Below are 18,937 nucleotides of genomic sequence, written 5' to 3' on the forward strand. Positions count from 1 at the left end.
CCTCGGTGCCGGGAGTGGTGGCGCCCGTCGCGGCGGCCTCGGCAGGAACACCGGACGTGGACGCCGCGCCCGCCGACGTGCTCGACGACTGCGAGGTGGTGGAACCCGAGCCGGACGACGACGGGGCGATGTCGAGGGCGGTGCCGAGCGACAGCCCACCCGCGGCGAGCAGGGCGATGGCCGCGGCGGAGGCGGTGATGATCCCGGCCTTCTTCTTCCGCGACATGCCGGTGGCGGCGGGCTCGGTGAGGGTCGGTGCGGGGGTGCGGGCGGCGAGGACGACGGTCTCGGCGTCCGGCTCGACGGTCGGGGCGGCGACGGGCGCTGCGGGTGCCGCGGTGGGCACGACGACCGGCATCCGCGCGACGGTCGGGGCGGCGGCGCGTCCCGCATCGTTGTCGGCGGCGAGCAGGGCGGCGCCCAGGGCCGCGGTATGGCCCGGACGTTCGGCCGCGACGACGGGTACCCGCAGTTCCGCCGACAGGAGTTCGGCGACCAGCGGGATGGCGGCGCTTCCGCCGGTGAGCACCACCTGGGTGACGTCGCTGGATTCGAGGCCGGCGGCGTGGATGCTCTCGCGCACCAGCGTCACCGATTCCTGCAGGGACTCGCGGATCAGGTCTTCGAGTTCCGAGCGCACGAGCCGCACGTCGGTGGAGATGCCGGGCAGCTCGATGCCGATCGTGGCCTCGGTGTCGGACGACAGGGCCTCCTTCGCCGCGGTGCAGCGGGTCCGCAGCCGGGTCAGGGCGGCGACCGTGTCGGGGGCGAACGGGTCGATGTCGCCGAACTCCTCGGCGACGTTGCCGAGGACGTACTGCATGGTGGCGTGGTCGAAGTGGGCGCCACCGAAGTCCTCGGACCGCACCGGCTTGCCGAGGACGCCGGTCTCCGTGCCGTGTGCGTCCGAACGGAAGAGGGTGATGTCGAGCGAGGTGCCGCCGAGGTCGTAGATGACGGTCAACGCGTCGCCGAGGGTGCCGCGGGTCCGTTCGAGCCACGTCATCACCGCCTGCGCCTCCGACACCAGGGTGGCACCCGTGACGCCGGCCTGTTCGAGCGCGTCGGCGAGGACACCGACGGTGTACGGCGGCCAGACGGTCGGGTGGGCGACGACGGTGGTCGGGAGGCCGTGCCGACCCGACGCGGCCTGGTGCACGATGCAGCTCACGGCGGTGGCCACCAGGTCTTCACCGGAGTAGGTCGAGCCGTCGTCAGTGAGGATCCCGACCGGGTCGCCCACCCGGTTCGCGAAGTCGGAGACCGTCACCGCGTCCGGTTCGCTCGTGTCGTCGCCGAGGACGGGTGCGCGGTCGGGGGAGAGGTGGAGAACACTTGCGCGGGACAGGACGGTGAGGTCGGCGGCATCCGTCACGCTCGCCCCGTCCGTGTCGACGGCGGCCACCGTATTGACCGATCCGACACCGATGCCGAGCGCTGCAGCCATGTTCCACTCCTGTGGTCCGGGCGGGCGTCACGCCGCCTGCGTCAGGCGGACGGTGCCGCCGTCGTATGTAACGGCCGATGCCGTCGTGGTCACTCGAATTGTCGCGGGTGGCGGCCGTTTCGTTACGCGACGCCGCTGGTCGACGGCAGTGACGGGGCCGATCCCCTAATGGCCCCCTATCCCCTAACGGGGAGGCCCCGACCCCCGATGGGAGATCCCCGATACCGGGGTCCCCGAGTAGGGGGCGCCGCCCCGTTGGGAAGGGGGCCGCCGATCCATAACGTGTATTTCACTCGCCGTCACAGCAGTTGTGGTGGCCACCCGAACTCCCCGAACCTCGACTACAGGAGAGCTGCCATGGCTACCAACGCCGTCCTCGACTTCATCCTCGGCCTTCTTCGCGACGAGCAGGCTGCGGCGGCCTACTGCGCCAACCCGACCGAGGCGCTGTGCGCCGCCGGTCTGCAGGGTGTGAGCCACGCGGACATCGTGTCCGTCGCTCCCCTGGTCGCGGAGTCGGGACTGTTCGCAGGCGGCGGGGCCGACCTGGCCGCGATCGTCAACGCCGGTGCCGACGTCGCCGGTGACGTCGCGGGTGGTATCGGCGCAGGTGTCGGTGGCGGCCTGGGCGGCGGCCTCGGTCTCGGCGGCGGACTCGGCGGTGCGGTCGGTATCGGTGCCGGCGCAGGCCTCGGTCTCGGTGCCGGCCTGGGCGGCGACTTCGACTTCGCCGCGGAACTGGCCGCCGGCCTGAGCGCGGCGCTCGGCGCGGCCCTGGAGATCGGCGGCGAGATCGGTGCGGAGCTCGGCGCCGCGCTGGGTGCGGCCCTCGACGCAGCACTCTCCCTCACCGGTGGCCTCGACCTCGGCGGCGCCCTCGACATCGGCGCCGCGATCAGCGGAGCCCTCGGAGGTGCCCTCGGACTGGGCGCCGACCTGACCGCGCAGCTCGCCACCACCCTCACCGCGGCGATCACGGCCCTGCCGGTGGTCGACGTGGCCGGTGGTCTCACCGGGATCCTCGCCCCCGCACTGTCGATCGGCGGCGACCTGGGCGCCGAGCTGGGTGCGGCACTCGGTGCCGCCCTCGGAAGCGTCGTCGACCTCGGTGGCAGCCTGGACGGTGACATCCTCGCCGGACTCGGTGGCGGCCTCGACCTCGGTGGCGTGCTCGGAACGACCCTCGGCGGCGTGCTCGGGGTCGACGCCGGTCTCGGCGGCGCGCTGGGCGGTGCCCTCGACGCGGCGATCGGCGCCGGTGGCGGACTGGGTGCCACCCTCGAAGGGCTGCTCGGCGGTGAACTGCTCGGTGACGTCGCCGGCTCGCTCGGCGGAGTCCTCGGCACCGACCTCGGCGGAATCCTCGGTGGCGCACTCGGCGGCGTCCTCGGTGCGGGCGGCGACCTCAGCGCAGACCTCGGTGGCGCACTCGGCGCGACCCTCGGTTCGATCGCGGACCTGGGCGGCGGACTGGACCTCGACGCGATCCTCGGTGCGGGCGGCAGCCTCGGCGGTGCGCTGAGCGGACTGCTCGGCGGTGAACTCGGAGTAGGCGGCGACCTCACGGCCGGTCTGGGTACCGCGCTGGACGCCGTTCTCGGTGCCGGTGGCGGCCTCGACCTCGGCGCCGTTCTCGGTGCCGACGGCGACCTCGGTGGCGCGCTGAGCGGCATCCTCGGTGGCGTCCTCGGCGCGGGCGGTGACGTCAGCGGCGATCTCGGCGGAGCCCTGGGCGGCCTGCTCGGCGGCGCCCTCGATCTGGACGGCGGCCTCGGCGGCGCCCTGTCCGGCGCACTCGACAGCGGACTGGGACTGGACGCCGCACTCGGCACGGTCCTCGGCGGAGCCCTCGGCCTGGACGGCGGCCTGGCCGCGGAACTGGGCAGCACCCTCGACGCCGTGCTCGGCGCAGGCGGCGTGACGGACATCGACCTGGGCGGTCTGCTGGACGGCGGACTGGACCTCGGGCTGGGCGCCGACCTCGGTCTCGGCGGAGAACTGACGTCGGAGCTGACGACGGCGCTGAGCGGAGCCCTCGGGCTGGGCGGCGAGGCAGGCGCGAATCTGGGCACGGTCCTGGGCGGCGCCCTGGAGAGCGGCCTCGGGCTGGGCGGTGTCCTCGACACCGGCGCCGACCTGGGCACCACCATCAGTGGCGCGCTCGGCGGGGTGCTCGGAGTCGACGGTGACGCCACCGCCGGTCTGGGTGCGGCCCTCGACGCGGTGCTCGGCGCGGACGGCGGAGTCGACCTCGGCGGCGTTACCGACCTGGGCGGCCTGCTCGGCGGTGCGTTCGGTGTCGGTGGCGGCGCGGGCGCCGACCTCGGAGCGGCCCTGGGCGGAGTGCTCGGCGGTGCGCTGGAGACCGGCGGCGCCCTCGACCTCGACAGCGTTCTCGGCGCGGAGGGCAGCATCGGCAGCACGCTGGGCACCGCGCTCGGCGGCGTCCTCGGAGCCGACGGCGATCTCAGCGCGACCCTCGGTTCCGCACTGGAGACGGCGCTGGAGGCCGGTGGCGGACTCGATCTCGACTCCGCTCTGGACGCCGACCTCGGACTCGGCGCCGCAGCCGGCGTGGGCGGCGCCCTGGACGGTGCGCTCGACGCGGGCACCGATCTCGCGGGTGGCCTGACGGGCGGCATCGACGGCGCGCTCGGCGGACTGCTCGACGTGGGCAGTGACGTCACGGGCAACGTGGGCGGCGCGGTCGGTGGCGGCGTCGCGGGCGGCGCGGACGCCGCAGCCGGCATCGGTGCCGGTGTCGCGGCGGGTGTCGGTGCGGTTGCCGACGCCGGAGCGGACCTGGGCGGCAGCCTCGGAACCAACCTGGTCGGCGGACTGGACACGGCCGGGGGCCTGGGCGCCGGTCTGACCAGCGGCCTCACCGGTGGTCTGGGTGGAATCTTCGAAACCGGTGCGGGCCTCGGCTCGGCACTGACCGGCAGCGTCGGCGGTGCCGTCGACGCGGTGGGTGAGGCCGGGGCCTCGGTCGGCGCGGTCGCCGACGCCGGTGCGAACGTGGACGCGAATCTCGGTGGCGTCCTGGACACGGCGGCCAACCTGGGCGGCACGGTCGGTGGCGCTCTGGACACGGCTGCGAATGTCGGCGGAAGTCTCGGCGGCACCGTGGATGCCGCGGCCGGAATCGGCGGCGACGTGGCCGGTGGAGTCGAAGGCGGCCTGGACAGCGCGGTCGACGCCACTGCCGGTCTGACCGGTGGCCTGGACGCCACCACCGACGCGGTCACCGGCCTCGGCGCCGGATTGTCCGGTGGCGTCGGTGGCCTCGGATCGCTCGGCACCTCGGTCGGAGGCGCACTCGACGGTGCGGTCGGCGGAGCGGTCGACGGTGGAGCCGCAGTGGGCGGAGCGGTCGACGGCGGAGCGTCGGCCGGTGGTTCGGTCGAGGGTGGAGCGTCGGCAGGCGGTTCCGCCGACGCGGACGCGACCACGGACGGCTCGGCCGACCTCGGTGCGGTCGGCGGGGTCGTGGCCGACACCACCGGTTCGATCGCAGGCGGACTGGGGTCCACCCTGGGCGGTGCCGTCGACACCGGAGCCGACACCTGGTCGTCGATCGACGCGGACAACGCGTTCGGCGCCGACTCGGGCCTGCACGCGGACACCGACGGCTCGCTGTTCGGTGACACCGACTCCTCGGCGGCCACGACGCACGACGTCACGGACGTGGTCGATCACCTCGAGCCGTGATGAGACGGCGGTTCCGGCATCCCCCAGACGGGGCGGCCGGAACCGCCGTACGATGTAACGAAATCAGCCCCGGACGCGTTATGCGTGCGGGGCTGTTTCAGACAGTCGGGTGTCGGTGCACCGAACAGGTGTCCGCGCAGAGGTCGGAAGAATTGCGGGTCAACGAAGCTCATGGACAGTGCAGCCGCCGAGAAGAGCCCAGCCGGGTCCCAGTCGATGACGGCGTTGCTCGAGCAGGCCCTGGACGTGGCGAAGAGGTTCGGTCGCGGCGACCTGGCGCAGCGCCTCGACTCGGCCCGGACCCGGGTGCAGGACCCGCGGATGCGGATCGTGGTGGTCGGACCGCTCAAGCAGGGCAAGAGCCAGTTCGTGAACTCCCTCCTCAACCTCACCGTGTGCTCGGTGGGCGACGACGAGACCACCGCGATCCCCACCGTCGTCCAGAACGCCGACACGGCCTCGGCGGAGCTGGTACTCGCCGATCCGGGCGCCGACCCGATCCGGGTTCCTCTTCCGCTCGACGAGCTGAACGGCATCACGCCGGCCTCGCCCCACGCCGAGGGCCGGGAGGTGCTGCGGGTGGAGGTCAACGTCCCGAGTCCGCTTCTCGCGGACGGTCTGGTCCTGGTCGACACCCCCGGCGTGGGCGGTGCCGGCAACCCGCACGCCGCGAGCACACTCGGACTGATCCCGGCGTCGGACGCCGTGTTCGTTCTCTCCGACGCCAGCCAGGAATTCACCGAACCGGAGCTCGGTTTCATCCGTCAGGTCACGAGCCTGTGCCCGTCGGTGGCGTGCCTGATCAGCAAGACGGACCTGTACCCGCATTGGCGCGAGATCGTCGAGGCCGACCGCGGGCACCTCGCGCGGGCCGGTCTCGACGTTCCCCTGATCCCGATCTCCTCGGTGCTGCGTTCGCACGCGCTGCGACTGCAGGACGAGGAACTCAACACCGAATCCGGTTTCGTCGACCTGTACGCGTTCCTGCGCGAACGGGTGGTGGCGCGGGCGGAGGCGAACACGCGGCGGGCCGTGTCGCTGGACGTGTCCTCCGCGGCCGAGCATCTCACCCTGGGGATCGGCAGTGAGCTTGCCGCCCTGCGTGATCCGGCGAAGGGCGTGGCCGCGGTCGCCGAACTGCAGAAGGCGAAGGCCGCCGCCGAGGAGCTGCACAAGAAGACGTCGCTGTGGCAGCAGACGCTCGGCGACGGTATCGCCGACCTGGCCGCGGACATCGACCACGACCTCCGGGACCGGTTGCGCCGCGTCACCCGGGAGGCCGAGGAGACCGTCGACGAGGGCGACCCCGGCAAGGACTGGGACGCGCTGGGCCAGTGGCTCGAGCAGGAATTCGCCACCGCGATCGGCGACAACTTCGTCTGGGCCCACGACCGCGCGCTGTGGCTGGCCGAGGTGGTGGCGCAGCACTTCGCCGAGACGGGTGCCGTCGAACTGCCGCACCTGGACGTCGCGAACGTCGACGGTGTTCTCGAACCGGTGGCCTCGCTCGCGGACCTCGAGGCCGGACGCATCGGCATCACGCAGAAGGTTCTCGTCGGAATGCGCGGATCGTACGGCGGCGTCCTCATGTTCGGTCTGATCACCACGATGATGGGGATGGCCCTGGTCAATCCGATCTCGATCGGCGCCGGAGTCCTCCTCGGCACCAAGGCGTACCGGGAAGACAAGGAGAGCCGGATCCTGAAGCGGCGTGCGGAGGCGAAGGCCGCGATCCGCCGGTTCGCCGACGACGCCAGCTTCCAGGTGGGCAAGGAGTCGAAGGATCGGCTCCGGTCGATCCAGCGCTTGCTGCGCGATCATTTCAGCGCGATCGCCGAGCAGGCGCTGCGGTCGATCAACGACTCGCTGCGCGGCGCGCAGGAGGCGGCGAACCTCGAGTCCACCGAACGGACCCGTCGGATCGCGCAGCTCGAAAAGGATCTCCACGTCGCATCCGAACTGAAACAGCAAGCCGCGCAACTCGTCGCAGGCGACGCGGGAGCGGTCACGGCATGACGGCCGCTCCACTTCACGAAGCCCGGGCACTCATCGCGTCCGCCCGGCAGCTGTACGCGGGCAGACCCGAGATTCGGGATCAGCTGACCGAATGTGCCCGGCGACTGGAACAACCGCTGCGCGTGGCCCTGGCCGGTTCGCTGAAGGCCGGCAAGTCCACTCTGCTCAATTCCCTGGTGGGGCAGGATATCGCGCCCACCGACGCGACCGAGTGCACCCGCGTCGTCACCTGGTATCGGAGCGGGTCGACGCCCACCGTGACGGCCTGGTATCAGCCGGACAACGGCAGCGGCGCTCAGCGTTCCGCCAACGTCCCGGTGCTGCGCCGGGACGGACATCTCACGTTCGACCTCGGCCACCTCACCGCCGACCGGGTGGACCGCCTCGACGTGGAGTGGCCGTCGTCCGCCCTGGCGCACACGACGATCATCGACACCCCGGGCACGTCCTCACTGTCGCGGGACGTCTCGGCCCGCACCCTCGAGATGCTCACACCCGACAACGAGGCGTCCGGCGCCGACGCCGTGGTCTACCTGCTGCGCACGCTCAACGCGACCGACGTCCAGTTCCTCGGTCAGATCGGCGACCACGTGGGCGACGAATCGGGACCGCTCGGGGTGGTCGGTGTCGTGTCGCGGGCCGACGAGGTGGGGGCGGGACGCCTGGACGCCATGATGTCCGCGAAGGAGGTGGCGTCCCGGTTCGCGGGCGAGCTCGAGCGCACCGGGCTGTGTCAGGCCGTCGTCCCCGTCGCGGGTCTGCTGGCGCTCGGCGCGCGCACGATGCGTCAGGCGGAGTTCAGCGCGTTCCAGCATCTGGCCGAGGTTCCGGTGGACGATCTGAACCTGGCGATGCTGTCGGCCGACCGGTTCGCGCGTGAGGACAGTCCGCTTCCCGTGGACGCCCGGATGCGGGCTCAGTTGGCAGACCGCTTCGGGCTCTTCGGGATCCGGATGGCGGTGACCCTGATCCGGTTGGGCACCAAGGACTCGCCGACGCTGGCGGCGGAACTGGTGGAACGCAGCGGCCTCGACGAATTGCGTCAGGTGATCGACATCCAGTTCGGGCAGCGGACCGATCAGTTGAAGACCCATTCGGCACTCGTGGCACTCAAGCGGGTGCTCACGGCACATCCGGTGCAGGGTGCGGGTGAGATCCTGATGTCGGCCGAACGGCTGCTCTCCGACGTGCACGGTTTCCAGGAACTGCGGCTGCTCGGGCGGCTGCGGTCCACCGACGTGGGGTTGCCCGCCGACGACGTGGCCGAGTTGCAACGCCTGATCGGCGGATTCGGGATCCAGATCGCCGAACGATTGGGCACCGACGGCGACGACTCCGTGGAGTTGCAGCGGATGCGGGCCCTCGCCGCGGTCCGGAAGTGGCGCGAACGGGCGCGCCACCCGTTGCTCGACCAGTTCACCGCGAGGGCCTGCACCGTCGCGGCCCGCAGCGCGGAAGGTGTTCTGGAGGAACTGAACACCGTCCGTCTGTAGTTCGGCTACGTCGCGGAGACGCCCGCGATCTCGCCCTCCCGGAAGGCGTTCACGAACAGCTGGTGATCCTTGCGGCTCACCTCGGCGTACGCGATGCCGAAGTCGATGATCTCGCCGACGAACTCGTCCAGCCTGCCGTCGACGACGTTCTGGATGGCGTCCTCGGTCTGGAACGTGACCAGGGTCTGGTCGCTGTCCTCGTCGGAGACGCAATGCACCTTCGCCGTCGCCCGGCCGAGGTCCTCGAGCACCGGCGCGATGTCCTCCGGTTCGGTGAGATCCGACCAGTCGAGGTCCAGTTCGTACGGGGAGAGTTCGGCGACCACGAAACCGGTGCCGCCGATCTCCGTGTAGCCGAGCAGCGGATCCGTGTGGACCTGCAACGCGCGCTGACTCACCACCGTGCGGTGGCCTTCGTGCTCGAAGTAGTCGCGGACCCGGGGTTCGTCGACGATGCGGCTCGGTGCGGCGACGTTGCCCTGCTTGAGGGAGAGCACGATGTCGTTCTCGAGCGCCTGGGTCGCCCCTTCGATGAGCACGTTGTACGCCGGGAGGCCGGCGCTGCCGATCCCGAAACCCTTCCGCCCGACCACGTCCTTGATCCGGTAGAACACAGGTCGCGCGGATCGCTTGCTGCGGGGCACCCTCTCGATGTACGTGTCCAGCGCCTCGCACACGGTCCTGCGTTCCTTCTCGTCGAGTTCGCGGACACCGCGGCCCCGCCGGAAGCGCCGGTCGTAGTCCTCGATCACCGTGACGGACTCGAGCAGGTCCACCCGGGTGGCGAGGCGCGCGCTCAGCAGCAGGTCCTGGATGGCGCCGCGCGAATTGTCCAGGCGCAGCGCGTACGCCTCGTCCGCCTCCCGCTGCACGTAGTGCAGGACGTGCTCGACATAGCTGCGCAGGTACGTGTCGGCGAGTGCCCGGACATCGCTCTCGGGGAGGGCCTTCTGCCAGCCCATCAGTGCGAGACTCGCGACGAACCGACGAAGATCCCAGCTGAACGGCCCCACGTACGCCTCGTCGAAATCGTTGACGTCGAAGACGAGGGTGCCCTCCGAGTTCATGTACGTGCCGAAATTCTCCAGATGCAGATCGCCGTGAATCCACACCCGGCCGGTGCGCTCGTCCGCCCACGGATCGTCGAAGTCACGCAGATCGTCGTAGAAGAGGCAGGCGCTGCCCCGGAAGAAGGCGAACGGATCGGCGGCCATCTTCCGGAACTTCGTGCGAAACGCGCTCGGGTCCGCCTCCATCAGATCGGCGAAGGCCTCGACGAGGACCTCCACGATCCGACCCTGCCTCGTGGAATCGGCGACGTCCACACCAGCCTCCTTCTCGCGGTCCACGGGGCGCCACACGCCTCGTCACGACCGCACTGCACCACGGTAGCGTTCCCGCGCGCCCAGCGACTGCAGATACGTCCACGCATCGGCCACGATCTCATCGAGGTCCGGGTGTCTCGGCCGCCAGCCCAGTTCGGCCTGCACACGTGCGCCGGACGCGACGAGCACCGCCGGATCGCCGGCGCGCCGCGGGGCGTCCCGGGTGGCGATGGTTCGGCCCGTCACGCGTTCGCAGGACGAGATCACCTCCCGCACACTGAACCCGGTGCCGGTACCGAGGTTGTAGACGCGGTGCGTTCCGGGCCGGGCCGATTCGAGCGCGAGGATATGCGCCTCTGCCAGGTCGCGGATGTGGATGTAGTCGCGGACGGCGGTGCCGTCCGGGGTGGGCCAGTCGGTGCCGAACACCGAGATCTCGTCCCGTCGCCCGGCCGCGACCTGCAGCACCAGCGGGATCAGGTGTGTTTCCACGAGACGGTTCTCGCCGAGCCCGGCGTACGCGCCCGCGACGTTGAAGTAGCGCAGGCTGCACGCCGCCAGCCCGTGCGCGACCGCGTACGACGTGATCGCGTGGTCGATCGCCAGTTTGGTGGCACCGTACGGGTTGGTCGGCCGGGTCGGTGCGTCCTCGGTGATCGGCACGGACTCCGGAGAGCCGTACGTCGCTGCGGTGGAGGAGAACACCAGCCGGCCGGTACCGGACGAGCGCATCGCCTCGAGCAGGGTCAGGGTCTTGACGACGTTGGCGTTCCAGTACGTCTCCGGCGTCACCACCGACTCGCCGACGAGGGAGCGGGCGGCGAAATGCAGCACGCCGTCGAACTCCGCGCCGCCGAGAACCCGTTCGGCTGCGCTCGCGACGTCCTCCTCGACGAACTCCGCTCCTGCCGGCACCGCGTCGGCGTTGCCGGTCGACAGGTCGTCGACAATCACGACCGTGTGGCCGCACTCGAGCAGCCGCTGGGCGCAGACGCTGCCGATGTAACCGGCGCCGCCGGTGACGAGAAGTTTCACTGTTGTTCCTTCGGTTCGGCGGTGGGGGCTCGGTTCGCTCAGTCGCCGAGTCGCGCACCTGTCGTGGGCGAGAAGTAGTGCAGGCGAGCCGGGTCCGGTGCCAGCCGGATCACCTCGCCCTTGGCCGGGGAGACGGAGTCGCCGACGCGCGCGACGATGTCGTGTCCGCCGAGTTCGCCGTCGCGGACGATGCGCCCGTAGATGTAGGCGTCCGCGCCGAGTTCCTCGACCACATCGACCTTCACCGTGGTGCCCTGGTCGGACACGGTCCACGCCTCCGGGCGGACACCGACGACGACCCGGCCGGTGTGCAGGGCGCCCAGCACCGACCGCTCGATCGGCGTCGACAGCGAACCGATCCGGGCGTCGCCGCCCTCGACGTCGACCTCGAACAGGTTCATGGCCGGCGACCCGATGAACCCGGCGACGAAGCTGTTGACCGGCTTCTCGTACAGCGTCTTCGGGCTCGCGCACTGCTGCAGGATGCCCGCTTTCATGACGGCCACACGGTCGCCCATGGTCATGGCCTCCACCTGGTCGTGGGTGACGTACACGGTGGTGGTGCCCAGCCGGCGCTGCAACAGCGAGATCTGGGTGCGGGTCTGCACCCGCAGTTTCGCGTCGAGGTTCGACAGCGGTTCGTCCATGAGGAACACCTGCGGGTCGCGGACGATCGCCCGGCCCATCGCGACACGCTGGCGCTGCCCACCGGAGAGTGCCTTCGGCTTGCGGTTCAGGTAGTCGCCGAGATCGAGGATCTTCGCGGCCTCCTCGACGCGGCGGCCGATCTCACTCTTGTCCATGCCGGCGATCTCGAGGGCGAAGCCCATGTTCTTCGCGACCGTCATGTGGGGGTACAGCGCGTAGTTCTGGAACACCATCGCGATGTCCCGTTCCTTCGGTGCGAGGGCGGTGACGTCGCGTTCGCCGATGCGGATGGCACCGTAGTCGACGTCCTCGAGACCGGCCAGCATCCGCAGCGACGTCGACTTGCCGCACCCGGAGGGGCCGACGAGGACGAGGAATTCGCCGTCCTCGATGTCGAGGTTCAGCGAATCGACTGCCGGCACATCGGAACCGGGGTACATCTTGGTGGCTGCGTCGTACGTGACTCGTGCCATGGTGTTCTCCTGGTCGTGGAAGGGGATCTCAGAGTCGGTGTGCCGAGCCCGACGGCTCGGCGTGCAGGAACTGGGGGACCGGCAGGCCGGCGGTGTCGGCGCGTCGGGCGACGTTCTCGACGACGGCATCGATCCGGTCGGCCGGAACGAGGGCGATCGCGGAGCCGCCGAAGCCGCCACCGGTCATCCGCGCACCCCAGGCGCCGGCCTCGAGGGCGGCCTCGACGGCGGAGTCGAGTTCGACGGAGCTGACCTCGTAGTCGTCGCGCAACGAGGCGTGCGAGCGGTTCAGGGCGTCGCCGATGTCGGTGATCCGGCCGCGGTCGAGCAGGTCGGCGACCTCCCGGACGCGACGGATCTCGCCGAGCACGTGCCGGACCCGCTGCGCTGCCGGGGAACTCAGCGCCGCGACGGCCGCGTCGACGTCGGCGACGTCGCGCAGGGTGGCGACGCCGAGGTCGGCGCAGGCCTTCTCGACGGTGGCGCGCCGGTTGCCGTACTGGCCGTCGACCAGCCGGTGCGGCGCGTTGGTGTCGATGACGACCAGTCGGGCGCCTGCGGCGTCGAAGTCGAGTGGAACGTGCCGGGTCGCGCCGCCGCGGCAGTCGAGGAGCAGGGCGTGGCCGGGGCGGGCGAGCATCGCGACCGACTGGTCCATGCCGCCGGTGGACGCGCCGGCGATCTCGTTCTCCGCGAGGATGGACGCGGTGATCAGTTGTCGGCGGCCGGAGTCGTCCGTGGGCAGGCCGGCGAGGTCGGCGACGGCGAGCGCGAACGCGCACTCGAGCGCGGCCGAACTCGACAGCCCGGAGCCGACGGGGACCGTCGAATGCACCGCCACGTCGAAACCGGTTCCCGCCGTGAGATGTCCGGATCGGCGTAGCGCCCACACCACCCCGGCGACGTACGCGGCCCAGCCGGCCGGGTGGCCCGGGGCGACGTCGTCGAGCGGACCGTGCCAGGACTCGCCGGTGTGCGTGGACACGGCGTGCAGGATCCCGTCGTTGCGCACTCGGACGGCGACGACGGTCACGTAGGGGAGGGCGAACGGCAGTACCAGTCCGCCGGCGTAGTCGACGTGCTCACCGATGAGGTTGACCCGGCCTGGTGCAGTCCAGACGCCGTCCGCGGCGCCGCCGAACGTGCTGCGGAACAACGCCTCGGCGGTACCTGCGACCGCGTCGGGGTCGACGGGGCTGACCCACTGCGGCGCACTCACGACGCCACCTCCCGCAGCCGGTCGGCGATGCGCTCGGGGGTGGTGTCGTTGACCCACGCCCCCATCCCGGACTCGGATCCCGCCAGGTACTTCATCCGGCCCGGCGAACGCATCATCGAGAACAGTTGCAGGTGCAGGCGTCCGAGCGGACGGTCCTCTCCGACGGGCGCCTGGTGCCACGCGGCGATGTAGGGCACGGCGTCGACGCCGTCGAAGAACCGGTCGACCCGGCGCAGCAGTTCGAGATAGACGTGGGCGAGTTCGTCGCGCTCGTCGTCGGACAGTTCGGTGAGGTCACGGACGTCGCGGTGCGGTGCGAGATGCACCTCCAGCGGCCAGCGCGAGGCGGCGGGAACGTACGCGGTCCAGTGCTCGGCGGCCAGGACCACGCGCCTGCCGGATCGTGTTTCGGCGTCGAGGACATCGGCGAGCAGCAGTCGCCCGGTGCTCTCGAAGTGCTCGCGGGAGCGCCGGATCAGCGCGTCCGTGCGGGGCGGCAGGTACGGGTAGGCGTAGATCTGCCCGTGCGGATGGGTCAGGGTGACGCCGATTTCCTTGCCCCGGTTCTCGAAGCAGAACACCTGCCGGACCCCCGGCAGCGCCGACAGGTCGGCGGTGCGGTCGGCCCAGACGTCGACGACGGTGCGGACCCGGTCGACGTTCAGGGTGGAGAACGCGGCATCCGGGTTGCTGGTGAAGCACACGACCTCGCACCTGCCCGCCCCCGGTGCCAACGGCCACAACGCTTCTCCGTCGACGCAGTCCGGAAGGTCCTGCTCGGCGGCGCCCGTCGCCAGCGACGGGAAGCGGTTCTCGAACACCACCACGTCGTAGTCGTCGGCCGGAATTTCCGTGGGCGCCTTGCCCGGCATGCTCGGGGCGAGCGGCGACGCGTCCGGCGGCGGCAGGAACGTGCGGTCCATCCGCTGGGCGGCGATGACGACCCACTCCCCGGTGAGCACGTCGAACCGCATCTGCGACTGCGACACCGCCGGCGGCAGCGGCCGTGAATCCACCAACTCGCGGGTGGCGCCGCCCGACACATACGGCTCGGAGTCGTCGAAGTAGATCAGTTCGCGGCCGTCCGCGAGGGTCGTCCGGGTCTTGCGCATCCGGAGCCGTGTGCCGGTCTCCCGCGCCTCCTGTTCGTCACGCACGGTCATCGACGAGTCCTTCCCGGTTCTCCCGTGTCACCACGAGATCGCCGACGTGGTCGGCAAGAGCTTCCTGGGCGGCGCGCTCGAGCCCGGCGTCGGTGATGAGGATGTCGACGTCGGACAGCGGGATCGTGTTCGCCAACGCGGTCACACCCCACTTCGTGTGGTCGGCGAGCACCACGACCCGCCGCGACGACGCGACGAGCGCCTGATTGGTCTGTGCTTCCATCAAATTGGGGCAGGTAAGTCCCGAGTCGATCCCCATCCCGTGCGTCCCCAGGAACAGCATGTCCACGTGGATGCCGCGCAGCGCGGCGACCGTGAGCGGCCCGACCAGAGCGAAGGACGGCGTGCGCTGACCACCGGTCAGGAGGATGGTCTGGTCGTCGCGGCCACCCTCGTGGAACGCGTCGGCGACGGGCAGCGAATTGGTGACGACGGTGATGTCGGGGACGTCGAGGAGTTCGCGGGCGAGGGCGTGCGTGGTGGTGCCGCCGGAGATGCCCACCGACGTGCCCGGGCGCACCAGCCGGGCGGCGGCGCGGGCGATGGACTGCTTGGCCTCGCGGTCGAGTTCGGACTTCGCCGAGAACCCCGGTTCGTGCACACTCGCCGACCGCGGCAGGGTGACCCCGCCGTGCACCCGCTCGACGAGACCCTGCTCGACGAGTTCGTTGATGTCGCGCCGGATGGTCATGTCGGAGACCCCGAGTGTCGCGCCGAGGTCGACGACCTTCACCGCACCGCGGGAGGTGACCTCGTCGAGGATCACCTGCTGGCGCTGACGAGCGAGCATCATGCGTCCGCCTTTCGGGTCCGGGCGCCGGTGTCGGCGCTGTCTTCGCGAATCACAGCACAGCTGCCGGGTTCCAGCGTGAGCGGTCCGTCGACCACCCGTTCGGTGACGAGGTCGGTGCCGGACACCTCGACGGTCACCTTCTCGGTCGTGTGGTTGAGGACGAACAGCCACGACCCGTTCTCGCCCCGCCTGCGCACGATCTCCACGTCGGCGTGCTGCCCAGCGTGGAGGTCGAGACCGGCTGCGGCGCAGATCGCTTCGGCGATCCTCGTCCAGCTCTGCGTGTCGGGGACGGTGGCGAGATACCAGGCGGCGCCGTCGCCGACCGGACGCCGGGTGAGGGCGGGCACACCCTGGAGGTGCCCCTCGGTGTGGCGGGCGAGAACCTCCACGTCCTCGGACACCGTCAGATACTCGGTCCAGATGCGGGCCGCAGTGCCGTCGTCGAGGGCGACGGTCTCGTCCGCGCCGAGCGGGAAGAACTCCTCGGTGCGGACACCCAGCAGGTCGCGGAACGCCCCGGGGTAGCCGCCGAGCCGGACGTGATCGTCACGGTCCGCGATCCCGGAGAATGCGGTGACCAGCACCTGGGCGCCGGCGCGGGCCGCGGCCTCGATGCGCGCGGCGTCCTCGTCGCTGCACAGGTACACGGCCGGAACGACCACCACGGCGTACCGGCTCAGGTCGGCGTCCGCGGGGATCACGTCACACGTGACGCCGGAGAAGGCGTGGTGGGCGCGTTCGGCGATCGCCATGGGCTGCATCAACCGGGACGGGTGCCCGTCCTGCTCGCACGCCCACTGCGACTCCCAGTCGAACAACACACCCACCGGGGCCTCGACGCGGCTGCCTGCCACCGGTTCGAGGCGGCGCAGCACGGCGCCGAGCTGGACGACTTCCCGCCATCGCGCGGAGTCGGTGCCCGCGTGCGGAACCAGGGCGGAATGGAACTTCTCCGCACCCGCGTCGGATGCGCGGAACTGGAAGAAGGCGATGCCGTCCGCTCCGCGGGCGACGTGGGCGAGAGAGTTGCGCAGCATCTCTCCGGCTGCCTTCGCCCGGTTGACCGGCTGCCAGTTGACGGCGCTCGTCGAATGTTCCATCAGCAGCCACGGCCGTGAGCCGGCGATACCGCGCGTCAGGTCGGCCGAGAACGACAGCCGGTGGTGGGCGGCGCCGTCGCCGGTCGCCGGCCCCACCAGGTAGTGGTCGGTGGACACCAGGTCCTGTTCGGGTGCCCACTGCGCGTAGTTCATGTCGCCGGCGAGCGACTGCGGTGAGCCCATGCCCACCATGAAGTTGGTGGTGACCGGGATGTCGGGGGTGATGCGCCGCAGCACCTCCCGCTCGGCGAGGTACTGGTCGAGGAGGGCGTCCGAGCAGAACCGGCGCCAGTCCAGCAGATGCGTGGGATTGCCGAACGTCGTGCTCGCGGCGGGCGGCACCACTTCGTTCCAGTCGCTGTAGTGCTGGCTCCAGAACGTCGTGCCCCACGCCCGGTTGAGTTCGGTGAGGTCGCCGTAGCGACGCTGCAGCCACCGCCGGAACGCCCGCGCGCTGTCGGGGGAGTAGCAGCGTGAGTTGTGGCAGCCGAGTTCGTTCGACACGTGCCAGAGCGCGAGTGCGGGGTGGCCGCCGTATCGGGTGGCCATCTTCTCGACGAGGACGAGGGAGCGGTCGCGGTAGATCGGGGAACTCGGGCTCCACGTCTGCCTGCTGCCGATCTCGTACCGGTAGCCACGCTCGTCCACGGGCCGGACCTCGGGATGTGCGGTCGTGAGCCACGGCGGTGGGGACGCGGTCGCGGTGGCCAGGTCGACGCGGACGCCGCCGTCGTGCAGGAGGTCGAGGACGCGGTCGAGCCAGCCGAAATCCCACGTGTCCGGAGTGGGCTGGAGCCGGGCCCAGGAGAAGACGCCGACGGTGGCGAAGTCGACACAAGCCTCGCGCATGAGTTCGACGTCGCGTTGCCAGACCTCTTCCGGCCACTGCTCGGGGTTGTAGTCACCGCCGAAGGAAATGCCCCGGGTCGGCCACCGCAGGTGCCGCCCGCCGGAATCGCTCGCTGTGTGCATGCTCACAATCTGTCCGATCGCTGTTCAAAAGTCAACACGAATGAACATTTCTGCACTTACGCAGGTGAAAGCGCTTCCAACTGGTTGACAATGCCCGGTGCGGCGTGATTTTGTAACCTGCATCACGTAAGGACGTGAGGCGACAGCACCGAAATGTGATCGAAGTTGTTCGATTTTCGATCAGGTGGTGAGCGACTCCGACCACCCCGGTACTCAATCGAAAAGGGCACCATGAACCGAAACGAGCTGCCGCACCCGTGGCAACCCTCCCGGCGCACCTTTCTCAAGGCCGCGCTCGGCGCCGCGGGCGCCCTGTCGACGGCGGGCCTGCTGTCCGGGTGCACGAGCGGTGTCGACCCCCACGTGATCACCCTCGGATCGCGGCTGTCGGACAAGAACGCCAAACTCGGCGTCCAGGACGTCGTCGGGATGTTCCAGCAGCAAACCGGCGGCGCCGTGCGGATCAACTCCGTCGACTCCACCTCGTTCCAGGAGAACGTCAACAACTACCTGCAGGGAACGCCGGACGACGTCTTCACCTGGATGTCGGGGTACCGCATGAAGTACTTCGCCGACAAGGGCCTCGTCGACGACGTCAGCTCGGTGTGGCAAGCGCACGGCAGCGGCTTCAGCAACAGTTTCCGCGAGGCGTCCACCGGAACCGACGGCCGGCAGTACCTGATCCCGTTCTTCTACTACCCGTGGGCCGTGTTCTACCGTCCCAGCCTCTGGCAGCAGCGCGGCTACGCGCCGCCGAAGACGTTCGACGAATGGGTGACCCTGTCCAAGCGCATGCAGGCCGACGGACTCACCCCGATCGGATTCGGCGTCCGCGACGGCTGGCCGCCGTTCGGCACGTTCGACTACCTCGACCTGCGCCTCAACGGTGTCGACTTCCACCGCTCCCTCCTCGCGGGCGACGTGAGCTGGACCGACAACCGCGTCCGGTCGGTGTTCGACACGTGGCGCGAGATCCTGCCGTTCCACCAGCCGCAACCGCTGGGCCGCAAGATGTCCGAGGCGCAGCAGGCACTCCTCAACAAGGAGGTCGGCATGCTGGTGGCCGGCATGTTCGTCGCACAGAGCTTCCCCGCGGGGCCAGACCGCGAGGATCTGGACTTCTTCGCGTTCCCCGAACTCGACTCCGCCGTCGGCACTTCGGCGGTGGAGGCTCCCATGGACGGATTCATGATGCGCAAGGACCCGCGCAACCTCGGTGGCGCGCAGCAGTTCCTCTCCTTCCTCACCAGCGCCGACGCCGCGGTCGCGTACGCGAAGCAGGACCCTCAGGCGATACCCGCGCACCGTGACGCCGATCTGTCGAGTTTCCCTCCGCTCGTGCAGAAGTCGGCCGCCCTCGTCCAGGGTGCGGGGTCCATCACCCAGTTCCTCGACCGGGACACCCGCCCCGACTTCGCGTCCGTCGTGATGATTCCGGCGATGCAGCAGTTCCTGGGCAACCCGAACGACGTCGACGGCCTGGTCCGCAGCATCGAGCGTCAGAAGGCGGCGGTGTTCGGGCAATGAGAGCACACGAGA

Annotated in this window: 12 protein-coding genes; 4 read left to right on the forward strand and 8 right to left on the reverse strand. The window is 70.5% G+C overall.

The genetic code is table 11. From position 1 onward, the window contains the following. A partial coding sequence (locus tag G9373_RS22085) for an Hsp70 family protein (protein WP_167116778.1) occupies window positions 1-1,447 on the reverse strand: 1,447 nt, incomplete at its 3' end. Between the two features lie 357 nt (window positions 1,448-1,804). Between G9373_RS22085 and G9373_RS22090 the strand changes: the two genes are divergently transcribed. From G9373_RS22090 to G9373_RS22100, 3 genes are all read left to right on the forward strand, one after another. Further along, entirely contained in the window at window positions 1,805-5,158 is a 3,354-nt protein-coding gene (locus G9373_RS22090) for an IniB N-terminal domain-containing protein (protein ID WP_167116781.1), read from the forward strand. Window positions 5,159-5,329: 171 nt separating this feature from the next. Next, window positions 5,330-7,174, forward strand: coding sequence for a dynamin family protein (locus tag G9373_RS22095; protein ID WP_167116784.1), 1,845 nt, complete (start codon window positions 5,330-5,332; stop codon window positions 7,172-7,174). Beyond that, entirely contained in the window at window positions 7,171-8,667 is a 1,497-nt protein-coding gene (locus G9373_RS22100) for a dynamin family protein (RefSeq protein ID WP_054248083.1), read from the forward strand. Before G9373_RS22095 ends, G9373_RS22100 begins: the two co-directional genes overlap by 4 nt. Window positions 8,668-8,672: 5 nt before the next feature. Here the strand turns inward: G9373_RS22100 and G9373_RS22105 are convergent, their stop codons facing one another. From G9373_RS22105 to G9373_RS22135, 7 genes are read right to left on the reverse strand one after another with little or no spacing between them, the layout of a single operon-like run. Beyond that, on the reverse strand, window positions 8,673-9,992 hold the full coding sequence (locus tag G9373_RS22105; protein ID WP_167116787.1) for a DUF2252 domain-containing protein: 1,320 nt from the start codon (window positions 9,990-9,992) through the stop codon (window positions 8,673-8,675). A gap of 42 nt (window positions 9,993-10,034) precedes the next feature. Next, the gene (galE, locus tag G9373_RS22110) at window positions 10,035-11,027 is read right to left on the reverse strand and encodes a UDP-glucose 4-epimerase GalE (RefSeq protein ID WP_167116790.1); all 993 of its coding nucleotides are present in this window, start codon (window positions 11,025-11,027) and stop codon (window positions 10,035-10,037) included. Between the two features lie 38 nt (window positions 11,028-11,065). Then, window positions 11,066-12,148, reverse strand: a complete 1,083-nt coding sequence (gene ugpC / locus G9373_RS22115) for a sn-glycerol-3-phosphate ABC transporter ATP-binding protein UgpC (protein WP_167116792.1) — start codon at window positions 12,146-12,148, stop codon at window positions 11,066-11,068. A gap of 28 nt (window positions 12,149-12,176) precedes the next feature. Further along, the gene (galK, locus tag G9373_RS22120; protein WP_167116795.1) at window positions 12,177-13,367 is read right to left on the reverse strand and encodes a galactokinase; all 1,191 of its coding nucleotides are present in this window, start codon (window positions 13,365-13,367) and stop codon (window positions 12,177-12,179) included. Beyond that, window positions 13,364-14,530 carry a galactose-1-phosphate uridylyltransferase gene (galT, locus tag G9373_RS22125; protein WP_005256763.1) on the reverse strand — a complete coding sequence of 389 codons (1,167 nt, stop codon included), beginning with the start codon at window positions 14,528-14,530 and terminating at the stop codon, window positions 13,364-13,366. The genes galK and galT overlap by 4 nt, the downstream gene beginning before the upstream one ends. After that, on the reverse strand, window positions 14,517-15,323 hold the full coding sequence (locus tag G9373_RS22130) for a DeoR/GlpR family DNA-binding transcription regulator (protein WP_206032477.1): 807 nt from the start codon (window positions 15,321-15,323) through the stop codon (window positions 14,517-14,519). Before G9373_RS22130 ends, galT begins: the two co-directional genes overlap by 14 nt. Further along, entirely contained in the window at window positions 15,320-17,398 is a 2,079-nt protein-coding gene (locus G9373_RS22135; RefSeq protein WP_167116797.1) for a beta-galactosidase, read from the reverse strand. The genes G9373_RS22130 and G9373_RS22135 overlap by 4 nt, the downstream gene beginning before the upstream one ends. Before the next feature lie 231 nt (window positions 17,399-17,629). Between G9373_RS22135 and G9373_RS22140 the strand changes: the two genes are divergently transcribed. Continuing rightward, window positions 17,630-18,925, forward strand: a complete 1,296-nt coding sequence (locus tag G9373_RS22140) for an extracellular solute-binding protein (protein WP_167116800.1) — start codon at window positions 17,630-17,632, stop codon at window positions 18,923-18,925. Window positions 18,926-18,937: the final 12 nt, after the last annotated feature.

Source organism: Rhodococcus sp. A14 (assembly GCF_011603105.1).
In the GTDB taxonomy this organism is placed as follows: Bacteria; Actinomycetota; Actinomycetes; order Mycobacteriales; family Mycobacteriaceae; genus Rhodococcus_F; species Rhodococcus_F opacus.

Coding starts and splice junctions, on each gene's coding strand:
- G9373_RS22140 (WP_167116800.1), top strand. CDS start 17,630: ATGAACCGAAACGAGCTGCCGCACCCGTGGCAACCCTCCCGGCGCACC.
- G9373_RS22090 (WP_167116781.1), top strand. CDS start 1,805: ATGGCTACCAACGCCGTCCTCGACTTCATCCTCGGCCTTCTTCGCGAC.
- galT (WP_005256763.1), bottom strand. CDS start 14,530: ATGACCGTGCGTGACGAACAGGAGGCGCGGGAGACCGGCACACGGCTC.
- G9373_RS22130 (WP_206032477.1), bottom strand. CDS start 15,323: ATGATGCTCGCTCGTCAGCGCCAGCAGGTGATCCTCGACGAGGTCACC.
- G9373_RS22135 (WP_167116797.1), bottom strand. CDS start 17,398: ATGCACACAGCGAGCGATTCCGGCGGGCGGCACCTGCGGTGGCCGACC.
- G9373_RS22095 (WP_167116784.1), top strand. CDS start 5,330: ATGGACAGTGCAGCCGCCGAGAAGAGCCCAGCCGGGTCCCAGTCGATG.
- ugpC (WP_167116792.1), bottom strand. CDS start 12,148: ATGGCACGAGTCACGTACGACGCAGCCACCAAGATGTACCCCGGTTCC.
- G9373_RS22100 (WP_054248083.1), top strand. CDS start 7,171: ATGACGGCCGCTCCACTTCACGAAGCCCGGGCACTCATCGCGTCCGCC.